The 12,665-nt window shown below is 65.5% G+C and carries 9 protein-coding genes; 3 read left to right on the top strand and 6 right to left on the bottom strand.

What is annotated here, in order from left to right:
- Positions 1–63 precede the first annotated feature (63 nt).
- Positions 64–2,487, top strand: coding sequence for a penicillin-binding protein 1A (locus N5C18_RS17365; protein WP_345782067.1), 2,424 nt, complete (start codon positions 64–66; stop codon positions 2,485–2,487).
- A 139-nt stretch (positions 2,488–2,626) separates the two neighbouring features.
- Positions 2,627–3,271 carry a hypothetical protein gene (locus N5C18_RS17370; RefSeq protein ID WP_043034094.1) on the top strand — a complete coding sequence of 215 codons (645 nt, stop codon included), beginning with the start codon at positions 2,627–2,629 and terminating at the stop codon, positions 3,269–3,271.
- Positions 3,272–3,375: 104 nt separating this feature from the next.
- Here N5C18_RS17370 and N5C18_RS17375 read toward each other — a convergent pair whose 3' ends face one another.
- The 6 genes from N5C18_RS17375 to N5C18_RS17400 all read right to left on the bottom strand — a co-directional run bounded on the left by N5C18_RS17375 (position 3,376) and on the right by N5C18_RS17400 (position 12,251).
- On the bottom strand, positions 3,376–4,122 hold the full coding sequence (locus N5C18_RS17375) for a hypothetical protein (protein WP_279945238.1): 747 nt from the start codon (positions 4,120–4,122) through the stop codon (positions 3,376–3,378).
- A 69-nt stretch (positions 4,123–4,191) separates the two neighbouring features.
- Complete coding sequence (locus tag N5C18_RS17380; protein ID WP_279945240.1) at positions 4,192–7,023, bottom strand: ESPR-type extended signal peptide-containing protein; 2,832 nt, start codon at positions 7,021–7,023, stop codon at positions 4,192–4,194.
- Between the two features lie 68 nt (positions 7,024–7,091).
- Positions 7,092–7,799: a pilus assembly protein gene (locus N5C18_RS17385; RefSeq protein WP_053510009.1), complete on the bottom strand. Its 708-nt coding sequence runs from the start codon at positions 7,797–7,799 to the stop codon at positions 7,092–7,094.
- 20 nt (positions 7,800–7,819) lie between these two features.
- Positions 7,820–8,959, bottom strand: a complete 1,140-nt coding sequence (locus N5C18_RS17390; protein WP_279945241.1) for a CfaE/CblD family pilus tip adhesin — start codon at positions 8,957–8,959, stop codon at positions 7,820–7,822.
- On the bottom strand, positions 8,956–11,688 hold the full coding sequence (locus N5C18_RS17395) for a TcfC E-set like domain-containing protein (RefSeq protein WP_279945242.1): 2,733 nt from the start codon (positions 11,686–11,688) through the stop codon (positions 8,956–8,958). The genes N5C18_RS17390 and N5C18_RS17395 overlap by 4 nt, the downstream gene beginning before the upstream one ends.
- A gap of 53 nt (positions 11,689–11,741) precedes the next feature.
- Positions 11,742–12,251: a CS1 type fimbrial major subunit gene (locus tag N5C18_RS17400; protein WP_053510003.1), complete on the bottom strand. Its 510-nt coding sequence runs from the start codon at positions 12,249–12,251 to the stop codon at positions 11,742–11,744.
- A gap of 165 nt (positions 12,252–12,416) precedes the next feature.
- Here N5C18_RS17400 and N5C18_RS17405 point away from each other — a divergent pair, with 165 nt between their 5' ends.
- Positions 12,417–12,662 (top strand): hypothetical protein, encoded by a 246-nt coding sequence (locus tag N5C18_RS17405; RefSeq protein ID WP_279945244.1) that lies wholly within the window; start codon positions 12,417–12,419, stop codon positions 12,660–12,662.
- Positions 12,663–12,665 lie beyond the last annotated feature (3 nt).

The raw sequence follows: 12,665 nt of genomic DNA on the forward strand, positions 1-12,665 counted from the left end.
AGCCGCCACCTTGCGTAATCTATACTCTGCGACCACGAAATTCGCAATCGGAATCTGAACCCGATGACTCGACTCCGCCGCTGGCTGCGCTGGATCTTCCTGATTGTCCTGGTCCTGGCGCTGATCGGCGCGGCCGCCGTGGGCGGTCTGTACTACGCCGTATCCTCCAAGCTTCCCGACGTGCAGACCCTGCGCGACGTGGAGATGCAGGAACCCATGTACGTCTATGCCGCCGACGGCAAGCTGATGGCGGTGTTCGGCGAGACCCGCCGTACCCCGGTCACCATGAAGGACGTGCCCGAGCGCCTGAAGCAGGCGTTCCTGGCCACCGAGGATGCCCGCTTCTACGAGCATGGCGGCGTGGACTACATGGGCATCGGCCGCGCGGTGTGGCTGCTGGCCACCACCAACGACAAGCGCGTGCCGGGTGGTTCGACCATCACCCAGCAGGTCGCCCGCCAGTTCTTCCTCAGCTCCGAGTACAGCTATACCCGCAAGCTGGCCGAAATCCTGCTGGCGCGGAAGATCGAGTCCGAGCTGAGCAAGGACGAGATCTTCGAGCTGTACCTGAACAAGAGTTTCTTCGGCAACCGCGCCTACGGCGTGGCCGCCGCCGCCGAGTTCTATTACGGCAAGAAGCTGGGCGAACTGAACCTGGACGAGATGGCCTCGCTGGCCGGCATCCCCAAGTTCCCCTCTTCCGGCAACCCGATCTCCAACCCGGAACGTGCCCGCCAGCGCCGCGACAACTACGTGCTGCAGCGCATGGCCGACCTGAAGTTCGTCACCCAGGCCGAAGCCGACGCCGCCAAGGCGGTGCCGATGCATGCCAGCGCGCATGAGCCGCCGGTGCAGGTCGATGCCCCCTACGTGGCCGAACTGGTGCGCCAGGAAATGATCGCCCGCTTCGGCGGCGATGTGGTCAACAAGGGTTACCACGTCACCACCACCATCGACTCGCCCCTGCAGACCGCCGCCAACCTGGCCGTCCGCGATGGCCTGCTGCTGTACGACCACCGCCACGGCTGGCACGGCGTGGAGAAGCAGGTCCAGGTGGGCGCCGGCGAAGATGCCGCCGCCCTCGCCGAGCACCTGCGCGGCATGTTCGGCCAGTCCGGCCTGCTGCCGGCGATCGTCGCCAGCACCGGCGCCGACGGCAGCGCCACCGTGGTGCTGGCCAACCGCAGCGAGATCGTGCTGCCAGCCGGCGCCGCCAAGTGGACCAACAAGACCCCGGGCAAGCTGGTGCAGCGCGGCGACATCGTGCGCGTGCGCGCCGGCGCCAAGGACGGTGAGTGGCTGCTGGACCAGCTGCCGCGCGGCCAGTCCGCACTGGTCTCGCTGGATGCCCACAACGGCGCGTTGAAGGCGCTGGTCGGTGGCTTCAGCTTCTCCGGCAACAAGTTCAACCGTGCCACCCAGGCCCGTCGCCAGCCGGGCTCGAGCTTCAAGCCGTTCGTCTACGCGGCTGCCTTCGACAAGGGCTACAACCCGGCCTCGATCGTGCTCGACGCCCCGGTCGTGTTCCGCGACCGCCGCGGCAAGACCTGGGCCCCGCAGAACGACGGCGGCGGCTTCCGCGGCCCGATGCGCCTGCGCGAAGCACTGGTGCAATCGCGCAACCTGGTCTCGGTGCGCCTGCTTGACGGCATGGGCGTGGACTACGCGCGCAAGTACATCAGCGAATTTGGTTTCGCCGAATCGGAACTGCCGCCGAACCTGTCGATGTCGCTGGGCACCGCCTCGCTCACTCCGCTGTCGGTGGCCCGTGGCTACGCCGTGTTCGCCAATGGCGGCTCGCGCGTGGACACCTGGCTGATCGACCAGGTCAACGACCGCGACGGCAACCTGGTATTCAAGGAAAACCCGGCACTGGCCTGCCGCGAGTGCGCCGGCAGCAGCGACCAGCCGGTCAACCAGGTCGTGGACGGTTTCAACTTCGGTGCCCCGGCGCCGAAGGTGGACCCCGCTGCAGCAGCCAAGGCCGAAGCCAAGACCGAAACCGCTGCCGTACCGGCCAACCCGGATGCCCGCACCGCCCCGCGCGCGATCGACGCCCGCACCGCCTACCAGCTGGTGTCGATGATGCGCGACGTGGTCCAGCGCGGTACCGGCGTCCAGGCCAAGGTGCTCGGCCGCGAGGACGTGGGTGGCAAGACCGGCTCCACCAACGACCACCGCGACGCCTGGTTCTCCGGTTTCGGCGGCCCGTACGTGACCACCGTGTGGGTCGGCCGCGACGACTTCCGCTCGCTGGGTTACCGCGAATACGGTGGCAAGGCCGCCCTGCCGATCTGGATCGACTACATGCGCACCGCGCTGAAGGACACCCCGATCGCGCAGAACGACCCGCCCAGCGGCATGGTCCAGGCCACCCTCAACGGCGCGACCGAATGGGTGAAGGTGGAGGACATGGACCGCCTGACCGACTACGACCTGAACCTCAATACGCCGCAGGCCGACGCCGCCGCGTTCGATATCTTCTGAGGAAAGGTCACTGGGGTGCCGACCAACGTCGGCACCCGCAACGATGGCCAACCAAGGTTGGCCGCTACCAATGCCCGCCCCCACGCAGATGTCACATCCGTGCGCTAGTCTGTAGCCAGGTCGCAACAGGAGTCATCGCATGCATCGCGCGCGCCAGCATGCTGCCAGCCAGACCCGCGAGCGGCGCCACCGCCTCGCCCACGAAGCCGCCCGCCTGATGGCCGAAGGCGGCATCCGCGACTACCACCAGGCCAAGTTGAAGGCCGCCAGCCGCCTCGGCATCCACGACGATGCCTCCCTGCCCCGCAACACCGAGATCGAGGACGCCCTGCGCGAGTACCAGCGGCTGTTCTCAGGGCCGCAGCATGGCAACGAACTGCAGCGCCGCCGCGAAGCCGCGATGCGCGCCCTGGAGTTCCTGCACGGCTTCGCGCCGCGCCTGGCCGGCCCGGTGCTGGAGGGCACCGCCGACGCCAACAGCCCCGTGCAGCTGCACCTGCACAGCGACGACCCGGAGGCCGTGCACCGCTTCCTGGACGAGCACGGCATTCCCGCCGAATCGCGCACGCGCCGGCTGCGCATGGACCGCGAGCGCAGCCTCGACGTACCAGTCTGGGTGTTCAGTGCCGAAGAGCTGACCTTCGACCTGGCGGTGCTGCCCTATGACGCCCTGCGCCAGGCACCGCTGTCGCCGGTGGATGAGAAGCCGATGCGGCGTGCCTCGGTGGCCCAGCTGCGGCAGCTGCTGGCCGAGGCTGAGATCACCGCCTACATCGGCGGATAAGGGGTACAACCTCTGGCGGGCTGTAGGGGGTGCGGACCGTCGGTCCGCACTCTACTTCGAGTATCCGGGTGCCTGACCGAAAAGCAGCCGGGCATGGCTCGACGCTACAGAGGGTAAAGGTGCGGCTCTTCCGCATCCCCGGTCAGCAAGCGCGCCAGCCACGGTGCGCCCGCACGTTGCGGGTACTCCAGCATCATCCGTGCGTGCATGGCCTGCAGATCCCCCAGCAACCAGGTCTGGTTGTAGGCATCGCCAAATGTATCGGACCAGGCGCTCTGCACGCGCATGCGCTCACCGCCATCGAGGTTCGGCATCATGTCCAACGGCTCGGCCAGCACAGACGCCAGCGCCTCGTTGATCGCCGTATTCTCCACCTGCGCCGCACGCAGCAGTTCCAGGCGATGGGTCACTCGCCAGCACTCGTAGGGGAAGCAGCTTCCGGTCGCGGTGATGTAGTCGGCCATGTCAGCCAGCAGGTGGGCCTTCAGTTGCCACGCGTCCGCACTGTCCAGCAGCTGCCGCACCTGCAGCGTGCGCAGCGTGCCGGCGCGGACCTCTTCGGGCGTGTTGAACATCTCGCCAGGCACGCTGCCACCGTGCCGTACCTGCACGATGCGGCGGATGGCCTCATGGGTGATGTTTTCCACGCGCAGCACCGCCGCTTCGGGATGCACGCGTGGGGGCGGCACGCTCGCCACCCGCCAGTAGTACCACAGCACCATCGCCATGCACGCCAGGCACAGCGCGCTGGACAGCATCCAGCCGTCCACATTCCGCGTGTAGTACCGATAGCGCGCACGCCACAAGTAGAAGCTGCGATAGTTGATGAACTGGCGTACCCATCCGTACATCGCCTTCTCCTCGGCAAGCGCCCCGGCGCGGCAGGGCTCGCTACGCGCACCACGCCGGGGCTGCATGGCTTACCAGCCGATGCCCACACCCACGCCCATGCTGCGCTCACCGCTGTTGGTGAAGGCACCATTGAGGCTGAAGGTGGCCGAACCCTTGTCGTTCAACACGCGCTGGTAGCCCACCGCCATCGCCGATTCGCCCTCGGCATAGCCCACGCCCGCACCGAGGCGGTTGTAGGTGGCCAGGCCGGCGGTGTTCATCGCCATGGCGGTCTGCGCGCTGCTCATCGCCGCCATGCGGTTGAAGCGCTTGTCCATCTTGTTCAGGCGCGCATCCACTTCGCGGGCGATGCCATCGCTGTAGTCGTTGGCGCGGGCCAGCATCTTCTCCAGCTCGGCGGTGTCGACCTGCGGCTTGGGTGACTCGGGCGCATCGGCCTTGGGCTGCGGCGCGGGCGCGGACTTCGGTGCGCTGCCGGTATCGGCGACGACCTTGTCGTCCTGCCTGGCAGGCGGCGTCGGTGCCGCTGCCTCCTGCTCAGTGGATGCCAGCGCCATGGCACGCGACTGCGGCGCCAGGCCATTACCTTCAACACGCTGCTCCAGCCCGTCTATACGGCCATTGAGCTGCTGCTGCACCGCGTGCAGCTGGCCACCGTTGACCGCTTCGCGGCTGCCCGCGGCAATCAGGCCGTTGGCCACGTTGGAAATGACCATGCCCTGCGCACCGGCGAGGGTGAGCTGGTTGAAGCCATCGGCACGGGCGGTGGAGGTGTCCTGGAAGATGGAGCGGAGCTGGCCTTCCATGCCGTCGACGCGGGAGGTGGTGCGGAGGACGGCATTGTCGAGGACGGTCAGGGCACTGCCTACGGTGCGCTGGTCGGTGTTCTGGACTCTGTAGGTGGGGGCCGTCACGTTGCCGTTGGCATCCAGCTTGGCACCACCGCCGAGCGTGGCGAGGCTGCCGTTCAACTGGCCGACGGTGGTGGCGTTGTGGTCGGCGGTGCCGCGGGCAAGATTGGTGAGGCGGCGCTGCAGGACATCATCGCCGAAGGATACTGTGCTGCTTTCCTTCGCTACGGATCCAGCACCGATGGCGACAGCATTCACAGAACCCTTCGTGACAGAGCTGCCCGCCCCCAACGCCAGACCATCGGCCTCCTCGACCACCGAACGGGAGCCCAGCGCAAAGCCTCTGCGTGCACTTTCCTGCACCCATGCAGCGCGCCCCAAGGCTACTGAATCTTCACCCTCCGCACGTGAGTAGCTGCCAAGCGCAACGGCGCCATCTTTTGTGGGCGCTGCGAATGCCGAATCCCCCATCGCTATGCCAAGCCGGCCGGCCTGCGCCTTCTCGTCATCCACGGGCGTGCCTACCGCAACGTATCGGCTTGCCTGCTCAATCGCCGATAGGCGGCCTGCAGCAGCAGCGATGTCCTGCTGCGCGGCGGTCACCCGCCCGTTGGTCGCATTGAGTTGGTTGCCGGTAACGGCATCACTGCTGCCGTTGATCACTGCACCGTCTGCGACACCCGTGATCGTCCGCTTGCCTGCACTCTTGTTCTTCACGTCGAGCGTGGCACCGGCATTCTCGGCACCCAAACGAACGGCGCCCGTCGGCGATACCTGCATCACCAGCCCCTGAAGCTCGGTGACCTTGCCAAGTGCGGAGTTGGCAGACACGACTGCAGCCTTTGCGGACGTGTCTGCACTTCGCGCAGTCTGGTCGGTCGAATACAGCTGGGCACCGGTCACGGCCTCGGCGCTGCTGCTGCCAACCGCACCGGCCGCGAGCCCGGTGATCTTCCGGTTCGCATTGGACTTGTTACGCAGATCCAGCACGGCCCCGGTGTTCTCAGCGCCCAGGCGCACGCTTCCGCCAACCGCGTCCTGACGGATCAAGCCCTCCATGACGCTGGTCTTACCCAGGGCCACGTCAGCTTTCACTAGCGCGTCACTCGCTGCCACGTTGGCGAGCTGCGCTGCGTCGTTCGCATCATGCGCCACCTGATCGGTAGCAAAAAGCTGCGCGCCCGTAACTGCCTCGGAACTATCCGAGGCCACCAAGCCAGCCTTGACGTTGACCAGCTTTCGCGTGCGTGATGAATCGCCAAACGAAACCTGATCGATGTCGAAGGTGCTCGCGTTCTCGCCCAGCGCAATGGATCCTTCGTGAATGGACTGAGCGCCATGACCGAAGGCCATGGATCCGCGCTTCTCCGCGCGCGTGCCATCGCCCAACGACACTGAGAACGTCCCCACCGCCACGGCGTTGTACCCCACCGCCACGCTACCGAGAGCGGAAGCATCAGCTCTGTTGCCCACGGCAGTACCAAAGAGCCCCGCAGACGATGAATTCTCACCAATGGACAGCGAGCGATCACCGCTGGAAACTGCGTTCCGCCCCACTGCCACCCCACCGAGACTGGCCCTCGCATAGTTGCCGATAGCCACGGCATTCTCCTTCTCCGCCTTGGCATAGCGCCCCAACTGCACGATTGAATCTTCCAGACCGGTGGAAGCGGCGGAAGCTGCGTGCTGAACGCTTGCGATACTCTGCGCCGTAGCAGCCTGCGCAACGTTGCGATCCATCGTAAGCAGCTGCCCAACCAATCTCCTGCCGCCACTATCGCCGTGCGCAGGACCACGTGTGGTGTCATCGATACACAGATTTACGCCCACGCCTACAGACAGCGCATAATCTTCAAGTGTGGAACAATGGGACGGTACCGGTGCGGCAATCGCCTCAGTGGCGGCTAGAAGCAACGCGCATGTGGCCAGTGAAGGCGCGCCCGCAAGACCACGAAGTTGTGATCGCTTTCCTCGCGGTGCCGACAGCTCACTGGCCACCACCCAACATTGCCGGGCGGCATTCCATATACGTCGATAGATACGATTCATTGAAACTCCTTAACAACTGAGGGAAGGATCAGCCCGCGCCGATGCGCCGGCTGGGAATGGGAGTGGACTCAGCCTGCCGAGGTGGTGACGGTCTGCACGTGCTCGCGGTAGCCGTCGCGGGTGAGGCGATAGCGCAGCTGCAAGGTGCTGCCAGGCTTGGGCTGGAAAGGAAGTTCCAGCGCGGCATCCGGGTACAGGCTGTGGGAGACATCGTGCGCGGTGCAGGCACCGGCACTGCTGCACTCAGCCACGCTGGTGATACCAACGCGCAGCGTGCCGGTGTTGTGGAGGCTGTTGCCTTGGAGGCGAAGCGCGACTTCGCCTTCTGTCGGCACCACGTTGACCAAGGCCCCCCAGACCAGGCTGACACCCACGTTCGCCTGTGACTCGCCCTCACCTTCATGCTCGATCTCTTCCGGGCCGCGCACGCCCTCAAAATAGATGCGGTAGGCGGTTTCTTTTTCCACGCTCTGCAGAGGGATCAGGCGGATCAGGCGATTGCCACCGCCTGACAGCGCAAACTTGCCGGGGGTGATGCTGATGGCGGCCTCGTGTGGCTCCACCACCACCTCCCGCTCGTTCTCACTTGCCGGGTTGTCAATGCGCCGCAGCGCAACCTGCACGTACTGCGGCTGGGTGGACTGCGAGTACACGCGGATCTGCGCACTCCGCTTGCCCTCGATCGAAGTGCGCATGGGATGGATGGTCAGGTTGGCCTGGGCCGGTAGTGCAACCAGCAGAACCAACGGCAGGAGGGAGAGGACAATCTTTTTCATGGGAGATTCCTTGGAAGAGATCAGGGGCGGGCCGAGGGCACGCGCAGTTCAACCTTCAGTTCGCCGGTATAGACGCCCTGTCGCTTGCTGCTGGAAGGGAACCGCGGCGTGAGCAGAGTCAACGGCGCGGGCACGCAGTACACCGGCTGGTCGAGCTTGGGCAGCTTGACCAGGCGCAGTGCGGTGCTGTCGACGCCGTTCAGTTGCTCCTCCACACCGTTGCGCATGCGCCGCCTGTTGCCGGCGTAGTCGAGCAGCACATCGAAGTCCACGCGCTCGCTCTCGTCACCGGCGGCATCCGGATGCCAGACCGAGAAGCCATCACCGCCGGGCGGGCGCGGACCGGCGTCGCGCACGGTAACGCCCAGGTACTCGCTGCTGGAGCCGACGCCGTCGTACAGGCACATATCGACGTCCTTGCGTCCGCCGATCATCCTGGCGATCGGGTCGTAACGCAGATCCAGATTGACGTGGGCGTTGCCGTATTCGAAGGCTGGCAGGTAGATCGAGACGGCGTCGTAATCGGTGACCGTAAAGTCAAAGTTGAAGACGTAAGTGGCCAGGTACTCTGCGGGCGGGCGGCGAAGGCGGAGTTCGAGCCTGCCTTTCCAGTGCCCAGCAGTAAGTCGCTGCAGGTTTTGCTGACTTATAAGCAGGACTCCCCCCGTACCAACCGGTGGTATGCCGAAGCATGGAATCCCTGCAGATGAAGAGCTCGTCTGGATATCTGCCCAGTAGCCAGCTGAGCAGGCACCGCTTTGATCGACACGCTGAACACCCACAGAGATGTCAATATCTGACCGATGGCCGCTTCGCTGCTCAATAAACGACGTGGAAACTTTGCTCAATACACGCGTCGCCGTCGAGTGCGTATCCTCCACCGCACATCGCCCCATCGCCGGATCACTTGCAGACACACAGGTCAGAAACAAAGCTCCGTACTGCTTCGATGGATCAAGATGGTCATGCGCAATCAGCGTCTGCCGCGGCCACACCTGGATCTCTGCCGGTATCGCCGATCGATCCCAGGGCATCACCACATCCTGGGTGATCACACCCGATGGTGGATCCATCTGCGGCGGTCGCTGAGCAAGGGCCCGAGGCACCACCACAGCCAACGCACTTACCAGCATCCACATAAACACCACACGCCGTTTCATGGCGTTCCTCCTGTAGCAGCGGTCCGCGGTACAACCGCGATCAAGGCCTGTTCCTGCAGCAGCCGGGTCACCCGTGCCTGCTGGCGGATCTCCGCCGGCAGCTGCGCCACGGCAAGCGGCTCGCACTGCACTGCGCCCACCAGCAGCACCACACTGCGGCGTTCGCGCACCTGCAGCGGGCACTGCAGCAGGCGGTCGTCCTGCAGCAGGTAGAGGGTCTTTTCCCTGCGCGGGAAATCGGCCACGAAGCCGCCGTTGGCGCTGGTGCCGGCAACCGGCGCGTTGAGGATGCGCGCCCCGCCCAGTGGCAGGCCGGCGACATCGCGGGCACTGCCGACGAAGGTGTAGGTCACCTCGATCGGCACCGGCATGCGAACCAACCGGCCGGGCGACAGGAACAGCGGGCGCAGGCCGGATACGCCGCTCACCCGCACCGAGGCGATGCCATCCACCGTGCTGGCATCCTGCAGGTCGGCATAGTGCGACTGGTAGGCCTGCAGCGGCATCAAGCGGCGCTCGCCCAGGTTCAGGCGCTGGCGGCGCGCCCCCCCCACCTGCAGTTCGGCAGCCACGCCACGCAGGTCGAAATCGTCGGTGTCATCCACCTGCACGGCCAGGCCCGCATCGGCGGTGGCCCCGCCGCCCCAGTAGAAACCGCGACGGCTCAGCGCGAAGCTGGAGGCATGGTTGGCGCTGTAGGAAAACTCGCTGCGTCCCGGCTGGCGATAGCCGCCGACGGTGATGCCGGTCTGGCCCCAGGGGTTCTGCAGCTGGCCGCCCACGGTCGCGCTGTAACGTTCATTGTTGGTGGCGCGCAGTTCGGCATTGGCTTCGCGGTAGGTGGCATCCACCTCCTGCCGCAGGCTCTGCGCCACGCTGTAGGTCACGTCCGGCCGCTGGTGTTCGGGTTGGCGCGCGTCCACGGCGTAGCGGCGCTGCGAGCTGCCGCGCTCGCCGTTCTGCAGGCGGCTCAGGCTGAAGCTGATAAACACGCCCCTGTCGCGGCTGGAGGGCGTGTTGGTGTTGCCGTGGTTGTGCTGCTGCCATACGCCGGCACGGCTGGACACGCTGAACTCGCCCCAGCGGTCGGTACGGCTGTAGCTGGCCTGCCAGGTGCGGCTGCGCTGGGCTTCGCGGCGCGGGCGCAGCGGATCCGGCGGCAGCCATGGCAGCAGGCCCTCCAGGGGATCCTCGTCAAAGCCAGGCAACGCCTGTGCCGGGCGCCAGGTCTGGCGGCGCGTATAGCCCACGTAGGCACTGCCGCCCGCCAACGGCAGCGACATCGAGCCACTGAGCGAGTCGCTGCAGCCCAGGCGGTCCCGGCTGTCATGCTGGAAGCCGCAGGCATTGCCGCGCATGCGTTGCTGGTACAGATTCCACGACGCACGCCGGCGGTACGACAGTTGATGCTGCTGGCCGCTGCTGCCATCACTGCCACGCAGCACGCTGAAGGCGCCGCGCAGATCCTGGGTCGCGAACTGGCGGCGCACGTCCAGCCGCAGTTCGCCATAGCTGAAACCGGCGATGTCGGCCACGCCTGCGGTCAGCGCCAGGTCGCGCGCCAGTGGAAAGCGGACACCTGCCTGCAGCACGCGCTCGCCGTCACCGCTGGGGCTGCGGCGCTCGTCGCGCTGCCCGCCCTGCACGAACCACTGCAGGCGCGTATCGGTCCAGTCACCGCCCTTGTCGAACGGTGCATCCTCACTGCGCACCAGCACGCCGTCTTCGTAGATGCGCAGGGTGACGCTGTAGCTGCCCATCGGGAAACTGCGGGTATCCAGCTGATTGACGCCGGCCTGCAGATAGAAGGTCTGCAGCAGCCGCTCGCCCTCGAAGGCATCCACGCGCGCATCGCGTGCCAGCAGCACGGTGAGCGGCGAGGCCTGCATCGCTCCGTCAGCGTCCACATAGGCGTACGTGGTGCCGGCACGCACACCACGGAAGCGGTCCAGCGGCAGCATTCCGAACGCAAAGGTGCCACCCTGGGTGCTGGACAGGTTGCGCCGGTCCATCAGGCCGATCTGCAGGTAGTGCTCCTGGCCGAGGTCGTGGCGGTAATACGCGCTGTCCAGCTGGAAATCGTCGCGGCTGCCGCTGCGGCGGTAGTGCTGACGGTTGTAGTTCCACTCACCTGCTACGTGCCCGTGCTTGAACAGGCCCAGCGTGCCCGCGCCCTGCGCACTCAAAGATTGATAATCGCGGCCGCCGCTGATGTTGACGGTCTGCCGGTGCAGCCAGGCGTTCTCTGCGTTGGCGGTGACGTTATGGAAACGATGCGCATCCGGTGTCTGCCCGGGGATCCACTGCTGGGCGATGAACACGCGCAGCACGCCTTCGCCTTCGTCATACAGTGCGTGCACAGACGCGGGATCTTCCGGCGGCGCCATGTAGCCGCAGCCGGCCGCAGCGCCGCCAAAACGGCAGGCCAGATGGCTGTTGCGGGGCATCGGCTTCGACAGCGCCGGCAGCAATGCGGCCTGCGCCTCGGTGGAAAGGCCCAAGGCCTGGGCCACGCGCTGCGGCTCCAGCAGCTGCACCTCATCCAGCGTCACCCGCACCGGCGACAGCCCCGCCGATTGGCCGAACAGGCTGACGTCCAGCTGCTCGGTCTGGCCTTCCACCAGATCTTCAAAGCCAGCGGGGACGCTGCGGGCGTGGGCCAGCGCTGGCGCCAACGCCAGAGCGAGCGCCAGCGCCAGCCGGGTCACGGCGGGTGCGGGAGAATTCATTCGGGGAAATCGCGTTGAAAGGCCGGCCCGTGCTGACGGGCCGGCGGGGTTGCTTAGGGGCTGGTGGCCTTCTGGGCCATGACGATGACGGCCATGCCGTCGTAATCACCAGCGACGATTTCGCCCTGGGTCGTCTGCTCAAGACTCAGCGGCAACATGATCGAACGGCCCTGGACGGCGCCATCGAAAATGTCGGTTGCTTTCAGATCCTGAGCGGCCGTGGTCAGCGTCATGCCGTTGAGGATCACGGACATCGGCACCGGCCTTGCACCCGGATTGCCAAGAGTGGGCCGCAGCTCAAGATCGCTGCCCAGCTTCACTTCGATGTCCTTGCTTTCATCGTTGGAGAAGATACGGGTGTTTTCCTTCCACGGGCGCAGGCCGATGCCAGGCAGATAATCCAGCTGCACCGAGTCCGGCAGCGCGGACCCGTCTTCCTTCTGGAAGGCGAGCGTGGCATCGACGTTGGCGTAGACGCTGATGCGGGTTTCAACGGCGTGCGCAGACAGTGAAACGGTAGCCAGCGCTGCAGCGAGCGCGGCTTTCTTGATGATGGCGTTCATGGGGCGTGTCTCTCTCGGACAGGGAACGTGAAAGCTCCCCTCCCCTGAAAGAGGAGGGAAGCGCCGCCCGCGGAGGTGGTTGCGGGCGACGGAGAGAATGTTAGGAATCCATTGCCCCACAAACCATTCAAGCATTCCTAAAACGTTGAACGTTGATGAGAATTTTTGAATTCGCTCAAGGTTTGGGAATTACTCAATATCCCTCAACCTGCTTTTGCAACATTTCTCATTGCTCCGCGCAAACACCATGAAACGCTCAATCCAGAATGGCTCAGGCCGCCTTTCGGCGGCCTGAGAGTTCACGCGCTACGCAATCATCAGAAGAAAATCGCGTACAGGATCAGCAGCGGGATCGGAACGCCCAGCAGCCACAGCAGCAACATCTTCATATCCTTTCTCCTGAAGCAATAGGAA

Source organism: Stenotrophomonas sp. GD03930, from assembly GCF_029839665.1.
Taxonomy (GTDB): Bacteria; Pseudomonadota; Gammaproteobacteria; order Xanthomonadales; family Xanthomonadaceae; genus Stenotrophomonas; species Stenotrophomonas forensis.

Coding starts and splice junctions, on each gene's coding strand:
- N5C18_RS17380 (WP_279945240.1), bottom strand. CDS start 7,023: ATGAATCGTATCTATCGACGTATATGGAATGCCGCCCGGCAATGTTGG.
- N5C18_RS17385 (WP_053510009.1), bottom strand. CDS start 7,799: ATGAAAAAGATTGTCCTCTCCCTCCTGCCGTTGGTTCTGCTGGTTGCA.
- N5C18_RS17370 (WP_043034094.1), top strand. CDS start 2,627: ATGCATCGCGCGCGCCAGCATGCTGCCAGCCAGACCCGCGAGCGGCGC.
- N5C18_RS17390 (WP_279945241.1), bottom strand. CDS start 8,959: ATGAAACGGCGTGTGGTGTTTATGTGGATGCTGGTAAGTGCGTTGGCT.
- N5C18_RS17375 (WP_279945238.1), bottom strand. CDS start 4,122: ATGTACGGATGGGTACGCCAGTTCATCAACTATCGCAGCTTCTACTTG.
- N5C18_RS17395 (WP_279945242.1), bottom strand. CDS start 11,688: ATGAATTCTCCCGCACCCGCCGTGACCCGGCTGGCGCTGGCGCTCGCT.
- N5C18_RS17365 (WP_345782067.1), top strand. CDS start 64: ATGACTCGACTCCGCCGCTGGCTGCGCTGGATCTTCCTGATTGTCCTG.
- N5C18_RS17400 (WP_053510003.1), bottom strand. CDS start 12,251: ATGAACGCCATCATCAAGAAAGCCGCGCTCGCTGCAGCGCTGGCTACC.